This window comes from Oceanobacillus sp. MO10714A, assembly GCF_037072045.1.
GTDB lineage: Bacteria > Bacillota > Bacilli > Bacillales > Amphibacillaceae > Oceanobacillus > Oceanobacillus indicireducens.
On record NZ_JAXHDC010000002.1, the window covers coordinates 258091 to 279042 of the forward strand.

Consider the following 20952-nt stretch of genomic DNA (forward strand, 5'->3'; position numbering starts at 1 on the left):
TGCTTCCTTCAGATTCTGAACCACTCCTAACACCCTTGCCTTCAACTAACAGTTCCTTGTATGGACTTTCATCACCAAGCTATAGCCCATGCAGGTTGCACATAATAGAAAGCCGCTAAGTGTTCATACAGCCGCTTTTTTGACTAATTTACGAACAATGACTCGGATAACTTTACTTCTATCCTTATACAAATTACTATTAATATAAGGTTTATGAATATCGGGGGAGATGTTGTGAAAAAAGTAATATTTGGAATTAGTTTTCTTGTTATTTTAGTTGGAATTATGATTGGAAATATAGCCACCGATAAAAAAGAAGAAGAAGCGGGGCCGAATTTATATGATGTGACGGGTGATACATCGGTTTCAGGCGGGATGATTGCACCTGTTGAAAGTGTTGGTATTCAACCAGGAGAAGCTGCACCCGATTTTTCACTGGAAACATTGGACGGCGAAGTAGTTAGCCTATCCGAATTAAAAGGAGGGAAAGTAATCCTCAATTTCTGGGCAACCTGGTGTCCGCCATGCCGGGAAGAAATGCCTGAAATACAGAAATTTTACGACGCCCATCAGGATGATATTAAAATAATCGCTGTTAACTTTAATGAAAAAGATGAGAAAGTAATTGACTTCCTTGATGAGTTTGGCTATACATTTCCGAGCCCCTTAGACCGTGAGGGATCAGTTGGTAAGGAGTATGGCGTACTTACATTGCCAACGACCTATTTTATCAACTCAGATGGCGTTATCCAGGAACCGCGTCATGTAGGGCCAATGGATTATGAGTTTATGGAAGAAATGCTTGATACCTTAAATTAATTGCATATTTTCACTTGCTTCTGCAAAACATACAACTACTACAGTTGAAAGGAGAAGTTGTATGTCACCAGATAAAAACAAGCCCAAACCGGACGACCGAAGTGATAACGTGGAAAAAATGCAGGATATGATCCAGGATACGTTGGAGAATATGGAAGAAGCCGAGGAAACAATGGAATTCTCCGACGAAATAGGAAAAGAGCAAATTTTAGCTAAAAACAAACGTCGTAAAGAAGCTATTGAAGGCTTTCGTGAAGAAATTAAAGATGAAGCACAAAATCAAAATAAATAATTAAGAATAAAAAGCGCCCTTACAGGCCTGATGCGCGATTGTCTTTGCAACATCTGTGACTGCGGCTACTTGGACTTTGCTAGGCGCAGGAGCGGTTTTGCTGCCGTAGAAAAGTAAGGAAAACAAGACCTCAACCATCCAAATTTGGGGTCTTGTTTTTTTGCAGACAGCCGCAAACGTGATACGATAATCATATACATAGTAGTGAAGAACCGGCTAAATAACGGAGGTATTTGTTTTGAAGAAGGTAAGAACAGCAATAGAAGTACGTTATCAAGAAACGGATCAGATGGGCGTCGTTTACCATGCCAATTATTTAATCTGGTTTGAAATTGGCAGAACGAAATTAATCGAAGCGTTAGGACTATCTTATCCGGAAATGGAAAAGCATGGTGTTGTATCACCAGTTATTGATGCAGAGCTTTCTTTTATCAAACCGGTCCGTTACGGTGAAGCTGTACATATTGATACATGGTTAGCTGAATATGATGGGATTCGATCTGCATATGGGTATGAAGTGATCGGGGAAGACGGTGAGGTCGCTGTAAAGGGCTTGACGAGACACGTTATAGTTAGTAAAGAAACATTTCGTCCTTTATCGCTAAGGAGGAAATTCCCAGAATGGCACGAAATTTATAGCGGAGAAGTTGAAGGAGAATAACGATGGCTTTTGGAATTAATCGTGAAGAGCTGCAGCATTGGAAGTTACAAGTTCGCAATGGGCAAATCGCGTTCCTTACACATTACTGGATTGATGAACGTTTTCCGGAATGTGATACGGTAACGAAAGTGGGCTGTGGCGATATTGAAAAATTAAAAACCTGGGGAAGAAGCCATGGACTTGAAGACCATTGGATTGATTATAAAGACAAGTACCCCCATTATGATTTATTTGGAGAGTATCAACGGAAAATTCTTTTTAAAGAAGCGGTTTGGGAACAGATTAAACGGTTTAATATATAAAGTGAAACTTCATTCAGTGGGGAATTCCACCCTTCACATATTGGGTTATCCTCCTGTTCAGAGGTGGGGATATTACAGACCGTTAACGTGATAAAACGAAACTCCATGCAGAAAGAAATCTACGGACGGATTGAACATGATAAAGGAACACCAGACAATTGGGTCAATCTCCAATTATCTGGTGTTCTTGTGTTTCTCTTTCTTTTCAGGTACATAATCAACCCCACCGGGATGGAGTGGATGACATTTACTAATCCGTTTCACACTGAGATACAAACCTTTCAAAGCTCCAAACCGTTTAAAAGCTTCTAGGCTGTAACTCGAACATGTTGGATAAAACCTACAGGAAGCAGGTGTATATGGGCTAATGGCAAGTTGATAGAAGCGGACGAGTCCAATAAAGATATATTTCATGTTACTCACTACTTTTCGCAGATTTGTCGAAACTGACAGAAGCGATCGCGTCATGTAGGTGAATAGACTCTTCATTTCGGCAGCTCACTTTAAACTTGGAGACAAAATCCATTTCATAAAGATCTGCCGCCACAAGCCGCACGATATCTTCTACAAACCGCGGATTTTCATATGCGGTTTCGGTGACAACTTTTTCATCTGGCCGTTTAAGAACGGGGTAAAGCCTGCTTGATGCATTACTTTCAGCCGCTTCTAATAAATGGGATTTCCAATCGATAGCACCTTCAGTGAAATCACTTGTGAATTCAATCTCCATAGTAATATTGCCCCTTTGATTATGGGCACTATATTCACTAATTTCCTTCGAACAAGGACAAAGTGTAGCTACTTTACCACGAAGACTTGCACACATTGTATAACCAGATAATTTGTCATACGTAACTGCCATTGTGATATCAGCATGGTTCAATCCACTTAGTTCTGTATGTGGCGCGTTTCTTTCAAAAAACCACGGAAAACTTATTTCGATTGTAGCATCTTGTTGCTCCAGGCGTTCGCTTAACTCTTTGGTAAATGCCTTAAGAGAGGTAAAGCTTACAACAAATCCTTCACTATAGTAGTTGTTCAGCTGTTCCGTAAAGCGACTCATGTTCGTTCCCTTGCTCGTTTGGGGCAGGGAAGAGCTAAAACTGAACGTTCCAATTGTTGTTTGGGTTGTAGGTTTCATGTCGCTTTTAATAGTAATGGGATGTTTGACGTTTGTAATTCCAACCGAATCAAGTTCAAAGAGAAAATCTTTTTTTTCGTTTTGAATATCGTGCATATTTTCCTTCTCAGTCGGTTTTGTTTTTTCTATCGGTTCAACGGATCCGAATAATCTATGTCTTATCTCTTTATGAGGAAGTTGTTTTAAAGTACTATTTTTTGTTTGAGACATAATCGAGCCTACTTTCTATTATTGATTAAATTTCAGTATACCGAAACGCCTAATCTTATTCAATTTAAACGGATTACCTTCATTTATCCGCTATTTGTAAACATACTGCACAATCATAATGAAAATCAATGCAGTAAATTTTATTCTCTTGAAAGAAAAGATTCGTTTTCTTATCCTAAAAAGAAGTACTCCTTGATAAGAGCACTTCTTATTTTACATCCATGTGATTTTTGGTTCGGTACCGTTTTTAATTCGCTTCAAGTTCTCCTTATGACGGTAGATAACAAACAGAGTAAGAAACGAAATAATGGCGATTAAGACAATGTCCTTATAAAACAACGAAATAATAATCGTAACCACTCCAGTTATGATAGAAGATAGTGAAACATATTTGGATAAATATAAGGAGAGTAAAAAAGTAGTAACCATGATTACGAATAATAGCGGGAAACTCCCCAATATAATTCCAGATGATGTCGCCACTGCTTTTCCACCTTTAAACTTGGCAAAAATCGGATACGTATGTCCAATAACCGCAAACAAGCCAATAAGAAGAGGATGTACGGATGCATCGAACAGAATTGGAATAACCGTTGCTACTGTTCCTTTTAAAATATCAGATAAAGTAACAATGATTCCTGCTTTCATTCCAAGCACTCGGAATGCATTGGTAGCTCCAAGGTTTCCGCTGCCATGTTCGCGAATATCTTTATTGAACCCAATTTTCCCTACTAATAATGCAGAGGGAATCGATCCTAATAAATAGGCAATAATTGCAAATAATACATATTCCATCATTCATCCTACTTTCATCAACAATTTGAACACATGTTATAAATATTTTATCATGGATTTCGTTTAAAAAGTACTGTTAGCTGGAATTTATTACTTATCCCAGCGGGAATATGTATCATCGCGGAAGACGGTATGGTTGACTATTCAGCTTATTCTCCTTATGATGTGACTAGAATGACTCGAAGTATCAATCCCTAGAGAAAGGATGAGAGACATGAGCTGGGAAAATCCATCAAAAGAAAAATTACAAGAGATTTTAAGCGAAGCAAAGACAATTGCAGTTGTTGGACTTTCGAAAAATGAAGAAAAGACAGCCTATCAAATATCGAAAATTATGCAAGAACAAGGCTATCGTATTATCCCCGTCAATCCATCTGTAGACGAGGTCCTCGGGGAAAAGGCTTATCCAACACTGAGAGATGTACCGGAAAAAATTGATATTATCAACGTTTTCCGCCGTCCCGAACATTTGCCGGATGTTGCAAAAGATGCAGCTGAAACAGATTGCAAGGTATTTTGGGCACAACAAGGCATCATCAATGAAGAAGCTTATCATTACTTGAAAGAAAGAGACTTTACTGTCATTATGGACCTCTGCATTAAAGTAGTCCATTCCGTATTAGTTAAATAGACAGAGCAACAGGGTGAATAGATTCATCCTGTTCTTTTTTTCCCATGGATTTTACAATAGATTTGATGTTTCTCACTCAACTTTCACATTTGAAAATATGAAAGCAAAAACATATTTCACAATTAAATTGCTAATCACTTCTATTCAGCGTAAGTGCAACTTTCATCTGGAGGTCCGCAGTCCAGACACCTCTCGCTTTCCGCAGGCGGCTGGTGAGCCTCCTCGGGCTACCGCCCTGCGGGGTCTCACCTAGGCCTATCCTCCTGCAGGAGTCTCGAGGTGTCTGGACTGCTCCGAGGAAAGTCTTGATTTAGTACACTATTCAATATTACGGAAATGCAATATTTATCATGGATTTCATGATAGAATAACTTCTGTTCATAATAATTATCCATACTAGTTCAGTTGCCCGGAGGACGGTGACTCCTGCGGGAAGGCGGAGACGATGAGACCCCGCAGGAAGTGCCTTTCTTCCAAAGCAGACTACGTTCGGAATGTCCTGTGGCAACGTCTGCATTAGCACGTACTGTGCGTCGAGGCTCAGCGCAGATCCCTAGGATACGCATTCGTCCTCCGGGCAACTGAACCACGATTAGAGAGCCAGCCTAGTGAACGAGCAAAATACTTACGCCGAATAGAAGTGATAAGTAATTTCTTGTCGTTGATTTTAGGAGGGAACTGTTGAGACATCGGGACAAGTTTTTGAAGCGCGTGAATAACGATAATAAATTCCCGATATTACTAATTACATTAAAGGATTACTAATGATTTCGGACTGCGCAAGTTAAGTATTTTAGGATTAAGAAAGCAATGAAAATCATGCTTACAGTATATTTTTTTCTATTTTTAGGTTAAGATAGTTTAGTGAAAGCTTATGATTGCAATGTTTATATTTACTTCTACAAACATTTGTTCTATTATAATATAGGAAAAGAAAATGTTTAGCAGGGAATAAAGCAGTGAATGATTTCAGGTGGAAAGGGGAAAATCAGAAATTGGCTAATCAAGCAAATCGATATAGCGATGATTCCATCCAAGTATTAGAAGGACTAGATGCGGTCAGAAAAAGACCTGGTATGTATATTGGAAGTACCGATGAAAGAGGACTTCATCATCTCGTCTTTGAAATCGTGGATAATGCGGTAGATGAAGCGTTGTCCGGCTATGGAAATGAAATCAAAGTGACGATACATAAAGATAATAGTATTTCCGTTTCGGATAAAGGGAGGGGTATTCCAACCGGAATGCATGCAACAGGTGTCCCGACAGTAGAAGTCATCTTTACCGTTCTCCATGCAGGTGGTAAGTTTGGGCAAGGTGGCTATAAGACGAGTGGCGGACTTCATGGTGTTGGGGCTTCTGTCGTGAATGCTCTTTCCGAATGGATGGAGATCACCGTTTTTCGAGATGGCTATACCTACTTTCAACGGTTTGAAAATGGCGGAAATCCGGTTGGCACTCTTGAAAAAGGAAAACCAACGAGGAGAACAGGTACGATCATTCACTTTAAACCGGATGAATCCATTTTTACATCAATAGTTTATGACTATGAAACAATCTCTGAAAGACTTCGTGAATCAGCATTTCTATTAAAAAATCTGCAAATTGAACTAGAAGATGAACGTTCAGAAACGAAGGATGTTTTCCAATATCCCGATGGATTGAAGTCGTTTGTCGATTATTTGAATGAAGAGAAAGATGTTCTCCATTCTGTTGCCTTCTTTGAAGGGGAAAGTAATGGGATTCAAGTAGAATTTGCTTTCCAATTTAATGATGGGTACGCTGAAAGCATGCTTTCTTTTGTGAATCATGTACGTACAAAAGACGGAGGAACCCATGAATTCGGTGCAAGAAGTGCAATTACGAGGACAATCAATGAATATGCAAGAAGAACTTCAATTTTAAAAGAAAAGGATAAAAACCTGGAAGGAACGGATGTAAGAGAAGGTTTAACTGCGATTGTTTCTGTCCGGATACCGGAAAATTTGCTGCAGTTTGAAGGACAGACGAAATCGAAGCTCGGTACTCCTGAAGCCCGTTCAGCAGTTGATGCTGTTATATCGGAACAGCTTGCATATTTCCTCGAAGAAAATGCGGAGACTTCAAAACTTCTGGTTAATAAATCCATTAAAGCGAAAGAAGCGAGAGAAGCTGCCCGAAAAGCGCGGGAAGAGGCCCGGACAGGGAAGAGACGTAAAAGAAAAGATGCACTTCTAAGTGGAAAGTTAACTCCTGCCCAGTCTAGGAACCCTCAGAAAAATGAATTATACCTCGTGGAAGGAGACTCTGCGGGTGGGTCAGCTAAGCAAGGAAGAGATCGTAAATTCCAAGCTGTCCTGCCGTTGAGAGGTAAAGTAATCAATACGGAAAAGGCTAAGCTGGAAGACGTTTTTAAAAACGAGGAAATCGCAACGATCGTTCATACTATTGGAGCTGGAGTCGGTGGCGACTTTGACTTGGAAGATGTTCAGTATGATAAAATCATTATTATGACCGATGCGGATACTGACGGGGCGCATATTCAAGTACTCCTACTGACGTTTTTCTATCGGTATATGAGGAATTTAATTGAAGCTGGTAAAGTATTTATTGCTTTGCCGCCACTATTTAAGGTTTCAAAAGGGAAAGGTAAAAATGAACAAGTCGTTTACGCTTGGGAAGAAGAAGAAATGAAGGATGCAATAGATACGTTTAAAAACGGTTATATCGTTCAGCGCTATAAAGGTCTCGGTGAGATGAACGCGGATCAATTATGGGAAACGACGATGAACCCGGAAACAAGAACTTTAATTCGGGTGACGATTGAAGATATTGCCCGTGCCGAAAGAAGAATCACAACCCTAATGGGGGACAAAGTGGAACCACGTCGAAATTGGATTGAGTCGAACGTGAGATTTGGCTTGGATGAAGAAACAAATATTATTGAAAATGAAAAAATAAGAAAAGAATAATGTGTATAGTGGTTTTTCTTTTAATAGGAAGCAATGTCTCTATGAATCCAAGAGGGGGATATTAACGGATGCAACAAGAAAAATTTCTAGATCTATCCCTTGAAGAAGTGATTGGCGATCGCTTCGGAAGGTATAGTAAATATATCATTCAAGACCGGGCTCTCCCAGATGCTCGGGATGGATTGAAGCCAGTACAAAGAAGAATATTATATGCGATGCATATGGAGAAGAATACCTTTGATAAAGGATTCCGGAAAGCTGCAAAAACAGTCGGAACTGTTATCGGTAACTACCATCCTCACGGAGATACCTCCGTTTATGAGGCGATGGTCCGTTTAAGTCAGGACTGGAAGCTGCAAGAGGAATTAATTGAAATGCATGGGAATAACGGGAGTATTGACGGAGACCCGCCAGCAGCGATGCGTTATACAGAAGCAAGACTATCCCAAACCGCTTCCGAGCTGCTTCGGGATATTGATAAGGAAACAGTGGATTTCATTTATAACTTTGATGAAACAACTCTTGAACCGGTTGTTCTACCTGCGAAATTCCCTAACCTGTTAGTGAATGGGTCAACAGGTATTTCTGCTGGTTATGCGACGGACATTCCACCCCATAATTTGGAAGAAGTCATTGATGCTGTTATCATGCGGATGGACAAGCCTCAAGCTACTGTTGAACAGTTGATGAAGGTAATGCAAGGTCCCGACTTCCCGACAGGCGGTATCATTCAAGGTGTAGACGGTATTAAAAAAGCTTATGAAACTGGACGCGGAAGAATTATTGTACGTGGAAAGACGGAGATAGAAGCAATCCGTGGTGGCAGAGAGCAAATCGTTATTGAAGAAATCCCTTATGAAGTGAATAAAGCGGCAATGGTGAAGAAAATTGATGAACTAAGAATTGACCGGAAAATAGAAGGCATTGCCGAGGTCCGAGATGAATCAGATCGAACCGGCTTGCGTGTAGTTGTTGAGTTAAGAAAAGACGCTGATGCTACCGGAATATTGAATTACTTATATAAAAATACGGATCTGCAAGTTTCTTATAACTTCAACATGGTGGCAATTGAAGATAAGACACCGAAATTAATGTCCTTACAGCAAATACTGGACGCATTTATTAACCATCAAAAAGAAGTTGTTACAAGGCAAGTCACATTTGACTTAAATAATGCGAAAAATAGAGCTCATATTATCGAGGGGCTAATTAGAGCGCTCTCCATCCTGGATGAAGTAATCACAATGATTCGTTCATCTAAAGATAAAGGGGATGCGAAGAAGAATTTAATGAAAGCATTCGACTTCACCGAAGCTCAGGCTGAAGCAATCGTTAATTTGCAGCTATATCGTCTAACGAATACGGATATTACCCAGTTAGAAAATGAAGCAAAGGAATTGGAACGGAACATTCAATCCTATGAAGCAATTCTAGCTAGTGAAGCAACGTTAATGAAGACGATTAAAAAAGATTTAAGGGAAATCAAGAAAAAGTTCAAATCACCACGCTTGACAGTAGTGGAAGAAAAAATAGAAGAGTTGAAAATAAATATCGAGGTCCTCATTCCTAGTGAAGATGTAGTTGTATCTGTTACGAAGGATGGCTACTTAAAACGAACGAGTTTACGTTCTTATGGTGCCTCGAATAATGATGATTTGACAATGAAAGAGCTGGATTATCTAATCGGTCTCTATGAGCTGAATACAACCGATCATCTTCTTTTATTTACGACTAAAGGTAGGTTTATTTATTTCCCTGTCCATGAACTCCCCGATATTCGCTGGAGGGATCTAGGGGCACATATTTCACACTTTACAAGTCTTGCAGAAGACGAGCGGCTGGTGCGAGTTATTCCAGTCCAAGCGTTTTCGGATAAGAAATATTTAGTCTTCTTTACTAGAAATGGAATGATTAAACGAACCGCGCTTGACAAATATGAAACCCAGCGACAAGGTCGGGCGATGATTGCAATTAATTTAAGGAAAGACGATGAGTTGATTGACGTCCACGAAACAAACGGTTATTCTGATATTTTCCTTGCGTCAAATACGGGATATGGTCTATGGTATCATGAATCTGAGGTAAATCCGACAGGTCAGCGAACAGCCGGTGTAAAAGCGATGAATTTAAGAGACGAAGAATTCATTGTAAGTGGTCAAATATTTGAAGACTTGGCAGACCCATCCTTAGTCCTTGTTACGCAACGGGGCGCTGTGAAACGCATGGGACTTACGGAGTTCGAAAAAACAACGAGAGCGAAACGTGGTCTCCATATGTTAAGAGAATTGAAGAGTAAGCCACATCGCGTCGTAGGTTTCTTTACAGCTAATGAAAATGATAGTATTAGCATTCAAACGGCCAATGGAGTTACCCATTCGATCTATCCACTTGAATTATCCATGAGTGATCGCGTCAGCAACGGCTCCTTTGTCATCGACACTGATCATGACGGCGAGGTAACTGAAGCTTGGAAAGAAATCACCTACGAAAAACCTTTCGAAGCTGAGGATGAAAAAGAATAAAATAATAACGACAAAGCCTAGAGAATTCTCTAGGCTTTTTAAGAACCCAACGTTTATACTTTATCAATTTTAAATTATATGATAAAGTATTGATAACGCTTCCATTGGAGGGAGGATGAATTCAACGGATCTAAGAGAACGGATTATCGAAGCATCATTAAGTTTATTTGAACAACACGGATTCCACGGCGTCACTGTAAACCAAATCGTAGACGCTGCAGGCATATCAAAGGGAGGGTTTTACCACCATTTCACTTCGAAGGATGAACTATTGTTTGTTATCCATGATATCTTCATCACCTATGTCTTGGAACGAGCCATCAAAGCAAATGAACAGAATGTGCCACCCAAGGATAGATTAAGACTAATCATCAAAGACTTTGTAAATGTATTCGACATTTATAAAGCTCATTTAACCGTCTTTTATCAAGAAAGCATTTATTTAAAAGCGGAACATGAAGAAATCGTCAAAAAGAAACGGAATAAATTTAAAACAATTATTCAAAATGTAATCGAAGAAGGGATTGCTGTTGGAAATTTCCGTAGAGATTTATCCGTTGATATTACAACGATGGCTATTCTCGGTATGGTGAACTGGACATATAAATGGTACCAGCGAAATGGAGAAAAGCGCATTGATGAAATAGCCGATATCTACACAGACTTGATTCTTCATGCTGTCACTCGGAATGGGCATATAGGAGATGGGACTTCCTAGAGGAGTATTTTTTTACCAGGATACCGACCAACCAGTCGGTCTTGATTTTCATAAGTTAAACAAGGGGGAATAGGCGGATGAACTTTGAATTAACAAAGGAACAAGAGATGATTAGGAAAATGGTGAGAGATTTTGCGGAAGAAGTAATTCGACCACGGGCGATTGAAATTGACACGAAGGCGGAATTCCCAGAAGATATATTTAAGCAGATTGGTGAATTAGGGTTACTTGGACTTCCATTTCCGGAAGAGTATGGTGGTTCTGGCGGAGATACGGTTTCTTATGCTCTTGCAGTGGAGGAAATTGGCCGGGTATGCGGCAGTACGGGGCTTAGTTATGCTGCAGCAGTCTCACTAGGTGCAAGTCCGCTTTATTATTTTGGCACAGATGAGCAGAAAGAGAAATTTTTAAAACCTTTAGCGGAAGGAAAGGCGCTCGGCTCCTTTGGACTTACGGAACCGAATGCGGGATCGGATGCAGGTGGTACAATGACGACCGCCGTGCTGGAAGGTGACAACTATGTTATTAATGGGGAAAAATGCTTTATAACGAATGCAAGCTTTGCAAAGCTTTTAATCGTTACTGCGGTGACTGGCAAGGATGAGAATGGGAAGAAACTTATTTCCTCGATTATTGTGCCAACAGACACTGCCGGCGTTACAATTACGAGCAATTACGATAAGATGGGTGTCAGAGGTTCGGATACCGCTGAAATTGTCCTTGATCATGTCATCGTCCCGAAAGAGAATGTCCTTGGTGAAGTAAACAAAGGATTCAAGCAATTCCTCTCAACGCTGGATGGAGGAAGAATATCGATTGGCGCACTAGGTGTCGGGATAGCCCAAGGTTCTTTAGATAAAGCACTCGAGTATGCAAAGGAAAGAAAGCAGTTTGGCCAATCCCTATCTAAATTTCAAGCGATTCAATTTAAGCTGGCAGATATGGCGATGGAAGTTGAACTAGCGAGAACGATGGTTCATAAAGCTGCTTGGCTTAAAGATCAAGATAAGCCATTTGGTAAGGAGGCAGCTTTTGCGAAATTATATGCTTCAGAAACTGCAGTTCGCACGGCTGATCAGGCAATCCAAATTCATGGCGGATATGGCTATATGAGGGAATATGAAGTAGAGCGCTATCTACGTGATGCTAAACTTTTAGAAATCGGTGAAGGTACTTCCGAAGTTCAACGTCTTGTTATTGCAAGATATCTAGGATGCTAGGATAACCGTTGAGATCAGTAATCTAATAGAGGGGGCAGCCAATGATTAAGAGAATACTAATTGCAAATCGAGGGGAGATTGCATCTCGGATTATTCGGACCTGTAAACGTCTTGGTATTACATCCATTGCTGTTTATTCAGAGGCGGATAAAGAAGCACCGTTCGTAAAAGCGGCAGACGAAGCTTATTTGTTAGGAGCTTCTCAAGTTAATGAAAGTTATATGAATATGGATAAGATTTTCGATGTTGCTAAAAAGGTCGCAGCCGATGCTATTCACCCGGCTTATGGTTTTTTTAGTGAGAATGCCGTATTTAGACAACGATGTGAAAAAGAAGGGATTCGTTTTATCGGTCCTAAAAGTGAAGTTATTCAACAAATGGGGGATAAAATAAATGCCCGGAATGCAATGATTGCGGCAAACGTACCTGTTGTACCAGGAACAGAAAAGGCAATTACCGATGTAGAACAAGCGGTAGAGTTTGCCAAGGAAATTGGTTATCCAATTATGCTGAAAGCTGCTGCAGGCGGCGGTGGAATCGGGATGCAAGTCGTCCGGGAAGAGGAAGAACTTAGAAAAGTATTTACAAGTAATTCCGAACGTGCATTGAATTTTTTTGGTAACGGTTCCATGTTTTTAGAAAGAAAAATAGAAAATGCGCACCATATTGAAATACAAATTCTTGCAGATGAGTATGGAAATGCTGTCCACTTATTTGACCGGGAATGCTCGATTCAGCGGCGTAATCAGAAGGTGATTGAAGAAGCTCCATCACCATTTATTTCAGAGAAAACGCGAAAAAAGATGGGAGAAACTGGCGTCCAGGCAGCGAAAGCAATTTCTTATACGAATGCGGGAACGATTGAATTTCTTGTGGATGAAGAAGAGAACTATTACTTTTTGGAAATGAATACAAGGATTCAAGTCGAGCACCCTGTAACAGAGGAAATAACAGGCATCGACATGATTGAAATGCAGATCCGGATTGCAAATGGAGAAGAGCTTCCGTTTAAACAAGAGGAAATTAAACGGAATGGACACGCAATAGAAACAAGAATTTATGCGGAAGACCCGGTACGATTTTTCCCTTCCCCAGGTACCATAACAAGCGTGAATTTACCTGAGGGAAAAGGAATCCGCCATGATATTGCTTTTACCGAAAATTATCAAGTAACCCCTTTTTACGATCCAATGATTGGTAAATTGATTGTAAAGGGAGAGACACGGAAAGAAGCTGTTGAGCGTTTGGAACAGGCATTGGCAAATTATCGGATTGATGGGATCAAAACGAATCTGCCAATGCTAGAGAAATCTGTAGCGATTCCTCAATTTAAACAAGGAAATACAACGACTAATTTTGTGGATAATTATTATATCCCATTAATCCAAAAATCGTAGGGAGGAACAATTATGGAAAAAATAGTTGCAAGTATGGCAGGTAATGTATGGAAAATTGTTAAGAACGAAGGGGATGTTGTTAGCTCTGGAGAGGATGTCGTTATCTTGGAATCAATGAAGATGGAGATCCCGATTCCAGCTGAAGCTGATGGCGTAATCAAAGAATTGAAAGTCGCTGAAGGGGACTTTGTTAATGAAGGAGACGAAATTGCAATTATCGAATAATCAGGGAGAAAAGGGGGCAACGGGATGATTGAAGTTCATATAGAAAATCATGTATCAACCATTACTTTAAATCGACCTGAGGCAGCGAATGCAATGTCCACCGAGTTGTTAAATGAACTAAATCAAGTACTCGATTCAGTTGATGCAAATGAGGAAAGCTTTTGTACGGTTATTACTGGCAAGGGAGAGAAAGCTTTTTGTGCGGGGGCCGATCTTAAAGAACGGAAAACGATGACTGATCGGGAAGTCGTTCAGGCAGTTCGCTATATCGGTAAAACAGTGAACCGAGTTGAAAGCATGCGCATGCCGGTAATTGCAGCACTCAATGGTGTCGCATTTGGTGGTGGTCTTGAGCTGGCTCTTGCTTGTGACCTGCGCATAGCTGCAGAACATGTGAAGCTTGGGCTTACAGAGACATCATTAGCAATTATTCCAGGAGCGGGCGGGACACAGCGATTGCCGCGCTTAATTGGGTCCGGCAAGGCAAAGCGTCTCATCTATACCGCTCAATCAATTACTGCTCATGAAGCGGAAAAGCTCGGTATTTTAGATGAGGTGGTTTCGAGCTCGGAATTAATAAACGAGTCTAGGGAAATTGCGGAAAGAATTACTGCCAATGGTCCAGTAGCTTTGGAACAGGCAAAGCTTGCAATTAATCGTGGGGCGGAAACGGATCTCGTAACAGGACTTGAAATCGAGCATCTTGCTTATCAGAAAACGATACCGACTCAGGACCGGAAAGAAGGCTTGCAAGCATTCAGTGAAAAGCGGAAACCGATTTATAAAGGGGAATAATAGTTGGGGGGAGGACTAGAACATGTCATTTATTGAGGAACTAGAACAACGGGTAGAAACGATTAAACAAGGTGGGAAAGAAAAATATCACCTAGCAAACACAGAAAAGGGGAAATTGTTTGTACGGAAACGTTTAGAGCTTTTATTTGATGAAGATTTAGATATAGAAGATGCTTTTTTCGCCAACTGTATGGCCGGAGATTTACCTTCTGATGGAGTAGTTACAGGGATTGGCAAAATCAATGGTCAAAATGTTTGTGTGATGGCCAATGATTCGACTGTTAAGGCTGGATCATGGGGGAAACGGACCGTTGAGAAAATACTTCGGATTCAAGAAACAGCACTTAACTTGGAAATTCCGATTATTTACCTTGTTGATTCCGCCGGTGCAAGAATCACCGACCAAATCGAGATGTTCCCTGGTAGAAGAGGGGCGGGCAGGATATTCCATAACCAAATAAAACTATCTGGAAGGGTGCCACAGCTTTGTTTATTATTCGGCCCATCTGCAGCAGGAGGAGCATATATTCCAGCTTTTTGTGACGTTGTAGTAATGGTCGAAGGTAATGCATCGATGTATCTTGGCTCGCCGAGAATGGCGGAGAAGGTAATCGGTGAAAAAGTGTCTTTAGAGGAAATGGGTGGTGCAAGAATGCATTGTACCGTTTCCGGTGTCGGTGACGTCCTTGTGAAAACGGAAGAAGAAGCAATAGCTTATGCAAGAAAATATCTTGGCTATTTCCCGCCGAACTTTAGGAATAAGCCTCCTGAGTCAGCTCAGAAAGCCGTGAAAGCGTCGGATAAGACGATAACAGAAATTGTTCCGGAAAATCAGAATGCGGCTTTTAATATGATTGAATTAATTGAACAGGTAATCGATGAAGACAGTTTAGTTGAAGTAAAGAAAGAATTTGCGAAAGAATTGATTACCGGCTTAGCGCGGATTAATGGCCGAAGTGTAGGGATTATTGCGAATCAGCCTCGTGTAAAAGGGGGTGTCCTTTTCACAGATTCCGCGGATAAAGCTGCGAAATTCATCCAGCTTTGTAATGCATTTAATATTCCACTTCTTTTCTTGACAGATGTTCCAGGTTTTATGATTGGTACAAAAGTTGAAAGAGAAGGGATTATCCGTCATGGTGCAAAAATGCTCGCGAGTATGAGTGAAGCTACGGTACCTAAAATTTCTGTTATCGTGAGGAAAGCATATGGTGCAGGTCTATACGCGATGGCAGGGCCAGCTTTTGAACCAGACTCGGTACTTGCATTCCCAAATGCCCAAATTGCTGTCATGGGCCCTGAGGCAGCAGTGAATGCGGTACACGCAAAAAGAATCGCTGAGTTGCCTGAGGAAGAAAGAAATGCGTTTATTAAAGATAAGCAGGACGCCTATAAGGATGAAATTGATATTTATCGTTTAGCATCAGAAATGGTTGTTGATGATATCATTCATCCGGACCGCTTACGGGAAGAGCTTATTAAACGATACGAAATCTATGAAGATAAGAATCTTACCTTCACAGAAAGAAAGCACGGTGTTTATCCAGTCTAATTTTATAGCATTAGAAGAGCCTTGACTGCAAAACAGTTAAGGCTCTCTTTTCTGTGTATTTAAAAAATGGGACAAATGCTCTGACCCCAGTTTTCAATTTACGATAACTTTATTATGTTAACTAAGGGGGAGCGGTAGAAATATAGGTGATTTTTACGTATAATAGATTAAAATCGTTATTTTAAGAGGGGCAGGAGAAAGTATTCATGGTGCAGGTTAATACAGGAACAGAGTTGAACGAAGAACAGCTTGCAGCTCTTTATCAACTGATGCAGGCAAATAATGATGAGGAAAATGCAAAGAAAATATTGGAGTTGTATCAAAAGTTACATGATAAGGAGCTCGTCGTCAGTTTCTCAGGACATTTTTCAGCGGGGAAGTCATCCATGATTAATGCACTGCTTGGAAAGGATATTTTGCCAAAAAGTCCGATTCCAACGAGTGCAAATATTGTTAAGTTAACATCTGGAGAGGGCTGGGCAAGAGTCTTCTTTACCAAAGGGGATCCTATTGAGTATCAGGAACCTTACGATCTTGATATGATTAAGGCCTATTCAACAGATAAAGATGAAATTAAGCGAATCGAAATCAGTACGAAAGAAGTAATTATACCACATAAAGCAGCGCTAATGGATACACCGGGGATTGATGCTGCGGATGATGCTGACCGCTTAATGACGGAGAGTGCACTTCACTTAGTAGATGTCCTGTTTTATGTCGTGGACTATAATCATGTCCAATCTGAAGTTAATTTGTATTTTCTTCAATCACTACAAGAAAATCAAATCCCATTTTATTTAATAATTAATCAGATTGATAAACATAATGAAAAGGAATTATCATTTGCCAGTTTCAAAGAAAGTATCAGGCAAACCTTTACAGCTTGGAATATTCAACCTGTCGAAGTTTTTTATACATCACTTTATGATCCTTCGCTATCAATCAATGAATTCAACAAGGTAAAAAATACATTGTTTTCCATCCTAGAAAATGAAGGAGACACGCATTTCAATATTCAAGCCTCAGTCAAACAGGTTATGGAGAAGCATAAATCCTTCCTGGAACAGCAGTATGATGAACTAAAGAGCGAAATAGAAATGGATGAAGATGTAGAACAACAGTTGGCTCATATGGAAACTGCTGAGGAACTAATGAGAAATCTTGCGAAAGAGCCAGAAGAATTGGAAGAGACGTTTCAATCGGAATTAAAGCAAACATTGCAAAATGCGTATTTAATGCCGAAAGAAGTACGTGATCTTGCTGAAAGTTATCTTGAAGCCGAGCAACCAAGTTTTAAAGTAGGCTTGTTTGGATCCAAGAAGAAAACCGAGGAAGAAAGGGCCAACCGCAGAGAAGAATTTGAGCAATTAATCCAAGAAACAATTCGCTCATCAATTCAATGGAAGCTGAGGGATAAATATGTTCAGCTCCTGAAGGACTATGCACTGACTGATCAAGCGTTAATCGAAGAAGTGAATAATTTCTCAATCAATTATGATCACTCTGATTTTGAAAAGTTATTAAAGCATGGCGCTCAAGTGAACGGGGAGTATGTATTAAATTATACAAATGACGTCGCAAGCGATATTAAAGCTAAATTCAGGCGGCGCTCCTTAGAGCTTCTTGAAGTGATCCAGCAAGCACTAGCGGATAAGCATGCTGAAACATTGGCAAAACAAGAAACATCTTCAGAAAGTCTTGAAGAAGTACGGAAGGTTATCGATAAATACAATAAAATTCAAGCTGAATTGGAAAGCAAGATCAGCGTAATAGATGAAGTATTCGCCTTCCCGCGTGTCGATGAAAGAGAATGGGAACAAACGCTGACTGAAGTAAAGCGGAAAGAAGATAAATTTGTTATCGCCGAGCAGTCTATTTATGAAAAAAATCAGGAAGAAACTAAGACAGAGATAAAAGCAGTAGTGGAAGCAGAAGCACAACCTACGAATCTGTCAGCTGAAGAAATGCTGAAACGGATTGAGCAGACAATCACGCTTACGGAGAAAATCCCAGGTTTTACTGATTTAATAACAGATCTTAAAAGGAAGCAAGATAGGCTTAAAAATCGAACATTTACGATTGCTCTATTTGGTGCATTCAGTGCTGGTAAGTCATCTTTTTCCAACGCATTGATTGGAGAAAATGTGTTACCTGTTTCACCGAACCCAACGACGGCAACTGTCAACCGCATCCATCCAATAACAGAAGAATACCCGCACGGTACGGTCGTTGTGACAATGAAGCAGGAAGCGAAATTATATGAGGAATTAACCGATATGACGGATAAATTCTCTCCAAAGGGGGATACCCTCGATCGGTTGCTTACATGGATTGATAAGAAGAATATTGCTGAAGATGCCCGTTTAAATAAGATGTACCAAGCTTATATTCGCGCCATGATGAAAGGCTATATTGCCAATAAAGAATATATCGGGAAAAAGCGGACAATCCCCTTTGATGAATTTGGCGCCTATGTCGCAGATGAGACGATGGCTTGTTTCGTTGAAGCAATCGATGTCTATTATGATAGCCCCATTACAAGACAAGGTATTAGTTTAGTAGACACTCCTGGTGCGGATTCGGTGAATGCCCGGCACACGAATGTAGCATTCAATTATATTAAACATGCGGACGCTATCCTTTATGTAACGTATTATAATCATGCGTTATCACGCGCCGACCGAGATTTTCTTTTACAACTCGGCCGGGTAAAAGAAGCATTTCAATTGGATAAAATGTTTTTCATTGTTAATGCTGCCGATCTTGCGGAAAGTAAAGAGGAATTACAGCTCGTCACGACTTATGTCACAGACGAATTAACAAAACTTGGGATTCGGAATGCCAGATTATTTCCAGTATCTAGTAAACAGTCGCTTAGTGAGAAGGTAAAACAACTTCCATTAAACGGGCAAATGGAAGCATTTGAAAGCCAATTTTATTCCTTTATTCATCATGACTTAGCTTCATTAACAATTGATAGTGCCTTATGGGATATGAGGCGAGCGTATGAAACAATGGAACACTATATTTCCTCTATCACACTTGATGAAGCAGATAAAGAGCAGCAAAAAGAGCGGATAAAACAAGACCAGACACAAGCCGCTACATATGTTCGCACATATGAAACGGATGTCTATATGCAGCAGCTCGAGCAACGGATTGAGAAGCAGCTCTACTATGTTATAGAGCGACTTAGTATTCGTTATCACGATATGTTTAAGGAAATGTTCAATCCAACAACAATTACTGAAAATGGCAGAAAAGCTACTTCCGAGTTGAGGAATGCGCTAGAGAACTTAATCGAATATATTCAATTTGAACTTAATCAAGAACTTCAAGCCGTATCTTTAAGGATGGAACGCCATACATTACGATTGGCAAATGAGGTATACCAGGCAATGCATAAAAGAAATAAGGAGATTAATTCACTATTTGCTTTACCGGACCAGTTTGATTATGAATTATATACACCGGATTATGAGGAGAAAATGCCAGCTATACAAATGAAACTCTTCCAGCCTATTATTGGAAAATATAAAGGAACAAAAGCATTTTTCGTACAAAATGAAAAAGAAACAATGAAAGAAGAACTGTATCAAATGCTTTTACCATCAATTGAAAAGTTTATCCAAGCAAATCAAGAGAGGATGGTTTCAGGTTACAAAGAGCAGTGGCAAGAACTAATCAAGGTGATGAAAGAGTCAACCATCCAACGACTGGAGCAACAAGTTTCTAATTACTTCACGATATTAGCAGCACCAGCAGAACTTCCAAGATTAGGTGAAACACTAGAACAGTTGGAAAAACTCATAATGGAAGAAAAGGTAGGAGTAGATATATAAATGGAAAAGAATAAGATTTTATTAGTAGACGGAATGGCATTGTTATTTAGAGGATTTTTCGCTACTGCCTTCCGAGGAAACTTTATGAAAACAAGTGAAGGAATACCAACAAATGGAATTTATCAATTTTTACGGTATTTCCTTGATGCAGTTGACATGTATGAACCGAGCCACGTAATTTGTTGCTGGGACATGGGGAGCAAAACGTTCCGTAATGAAATTTATCCAGATTATAAAGCAAACCGTGGAGCACCCCCGGAAGAGCTTGTACCACAATTTGACTTAATTAAAGAAGTCGTCGAAGCTTTCAATATTCCAAATGTCGGTCTAGAAAATTATGAGGCAGATGACTGTATTGGTACGCTTGCTCGTCTATTTCAAGCAGATCACGAGGTTATTGTTCTAACAGGAGATCAGGATATGCTTCAGCTAGTTGATGAGAATATACACGTCTCAATCATGAGAAAAGGACAAGGGAACTATGAATTGTTTACAAGAGAAAACTTCTTTGAGAAAAAAGGGATATATCCACACCAAGTCGTTGATATGAAAGCATTAATGGGAGATAGCGCAGATAATTACCCAGGTGTAAAAGGAATAGGGGAAAAAACGGCGCTTCGATTAATTAAAGAGTATCAATCCATTGAAGGACTTCTAGCTAATACGGATCAATTAACAAAAGGGATCCGTACCAAATTAGAAACCGATCTTGAGATGCTTCACATTTCAAGGGAACTTGCTGAAATTAAATGTGATGTACCCGTCTCTTGTGAGCTGGAAACGGCACAGAAAAGATTTGATCGAACAAAGATTGAACCGAAACTGGAATCGCTCGAATTTAAAAATTTAGACCGGATGCTCGCAATAAGTGCCAAATAG

At 40.0% G+C, this 20952-nt stretch carries 18 protein-coding genes; 15 read left to right on the forward strand and 3 right to left on the reverse strand.

The window, feature by feature from the left end; all coding sequences use genetic code 11:
- Positions 1–234 precede the first annotated feature (234 nt).
- From SPD53_RS03715 to SPD53_RS03730, 4 genes are all read left to right on the forward strand, one after another.
- Entirely contained in the window at positions 235–819 is a 585-nt protein-coding gene (locus tag SPD53_RS03715; protein WP_336251672.1) for a TlpA family protein disulfide reductase, read from the forward strand.
- A gap of 61 nt (positions 820–880) precedes the next feature.
- Positions 881–1111 carry a small acid-soluble spore protein Tlp gene (gene tlp, locus SPD53_RS03720; RefSeq protein WP_188857468.1) on the forward strand — a complete coding sequence of 77 codons (231 nt, stop codon included), beginning with the start codon at positions 881–883 and terminating at the stop codon, positions 1109–1111.
- A 238-nt stretch (positions 1112–1349) separates the two neighbouring features.
- Positions 1350–1772, forward strand: a complete 423-nt coding sequence (locus tag SPD53_RS03725) for an acyl-CoA thioesterase (protein ID WP_188857467.1) — start codon at positions 1350–1352, stop codon at positions 1770–1772.
- Between the two features lie 2 nt (positions 1773–1774).
- Positions 1775–2074: a hypothetical protein gene (locus SPD53_RS03730; protein WP_156856516.1), complete on the forward strand. Its 300-nt coding sequence runs from the start codon at positions 1775–1777 to the stop codon at positions 2072–2074.
- 174 nt (positions 2075–2248) lie between these two features.
- Here SPD53_RS03730 and yidD read toward each other — a convergent pair whose 3' ends face one another.
- From yidD to plsY, 3 genes are all read right to left on the reverse strand, one after another.
- Entirely contained in the window at positions 2249–2488 is a 240-nt protein-coding gene (gene yidD / locus SPD53_RS03735) for a membrane protein insertion efficiency factor YidD (RefSeq protein WP_229782685.1), read from the reverse strand.
- Position 2489: 1 nt separating this feature from the next.
- Entirely contained in the window at positions 2490–3425 is a 936-nt protein-coding gene (gene folE2 / locus SPD53_RS03740; RefSeq protein ID WP_156856485.1) for a GTP cyclohydrolase FolE2, read from the reverse strand.
- Positions 3426–3638: 213 nt separating this feature from the next.
- Entirely contained in the window at positions 3639–4220 is a 582-nt protein-coding gene (plsY, locus tag SPD53_RS03745) for a glycerol-3-phosphate 1-O-acyltransferase PlsY (RefSeq protein WP_156856517.1), read from the reverse strand.
- A gap of 214 nt (positions 4221–4434) precedes the next feature.
- Here plsY and SPD53_RS03750 point away from each other — a divergent pair, with 214 nt between their 5' ends.
- The 11 genes from SPD53_RS03750 to SPD53_RS03800 all read left to right on the forward strand — a co-directional run bounded on the left by SPD53_RS03750 (position 4435) and on the right by SPD53_RS03800 (position 20952).
- On the forward strand, positions 4435–4851 hold the full coding sequence (locus tag SPD53_RS03750) for a CoA-binding protein (RefSeq protein WP_156856486.1): 417 nt from the start codon (positions 4435–4437) through the stop codon (positions 4849–4851).
- A gap of 995 nt (positions 4852–5846) precedes the next feature.
- Entirely contained in the window at positions 5847–7802 is a 1956-nt protein-coding gene (gene parE, locus SPD53_RS03755; protein ID WP_156856487.1) for a DNA topoisomerase IV subunit B, read from the forward strand.
- A 68-nt stretch (positions 7803–7870) separates the two neighbouring features.
- Positions 7871–10324 (forward strand): DNA topoisomerase IV subunit A, encoded by a 2454-nt coding sequence (parC, locus tag SPD53_RS03760; protein ID WP_336251673.1) that lies wholly within the window; start codon positions 7871–7873, stop codon positions 10322–10324.
- Between the two features lie 115 nt (positions 10325–10439).
- Positions 10440–11042 carry a TetR/AcrR family transcriptional regulator gene (locus SPD53_RS03765; RefSeq protein ID WP_336251674.1) on the forward strand — a complete coding sequence of 201 codons (603 nt, stop codon included), beginning with the start codon at positions 10440–10442 and terminating at the stop codon, positions 11040–11042.
- Positions 11043–11119: 77 nt separating this feature from the next.
- Positions 11120–12262: an acyl-CoA dehydrogenase family protein gene (locus SPD53_RS03770; RefSeq protein ID WP_188857454.1), complete on the forward strand. Its 1143-nt coding sequence runs from the start codon at positions 11120–11122 to the stop codon at positions 12260–12262.
- Positions 12263–12303: 41 nt separating this feature from the next.
- Positions 12304–13659 carry an acetyl-CoA carboxylase biotin carboxylase subunit gene (locus SPD53_RS03775; protein WP_336251675.1) on the forward strand — a complete coding sequence of 452 codons (1356 nt, stop codon included), beginning with the start codon at positions 12304–12306 and terminating at the stop codon, positions 13657–13659.
- 12 nt (positions 13660–13671) lie between these two features.
- Complete coding sequence (locus SPD53_RS03780; RefSeq protein WP_188857442.1) at positions 13672–13884, forward strand: acetyl-CoA carboxylase biotin carboxyl carrier protein subunit; 213 nt, start codon at positions 13672–13674, stop codon at positions 13882–13884.
- A gap of 24 nt (positions 13885–13908) precedes the next feature.
- A complete protein-coding gene (locus tag SPD53_RS03785) occupies positions 13909–14679 on the forward strand; it encodes an enoyl-CoA hydratase (RefSeq protein ID WP_336251676.1) in 771 nt (256 codons plus the stop codon).
- A gap of 22 nt (positions 14680–14701) precedes the next feature.
- Complete coding sequence (locus SPD53_RS03790) at positions 14702–16231, forward strand: acyl-CoA carboxylase subunit beta (RefSeq protein ID WP_336251677.1); 1530 nt, start codon at positions 14702–14704, stop codon at positions 16229–16231.
- A gap of 206 nt (positions 16232–16437) precedes the next feature.
- Positions 16438–20073: a dynamin family protein gene (locus SPD53_RS03795; protein WP_336251678.1), complete on the forward strand. Its 3636-nt coding sequence runs from the start codon at positions 16438–16440 to the stop codon at positions 20071–20073.
- Positions 20074–20952 carry a 5'-3' exonuclease gene (locus SPD53_RS03800; protein ID WP_156856496.1) on the forward strand — a complete coding sequence of 293 codons (879 nt, stop codon included), beginning with the start codon at positions 20074–20076 and terminating at the stop codon, positions 20950–20952. It abuts the gene before it with no gap.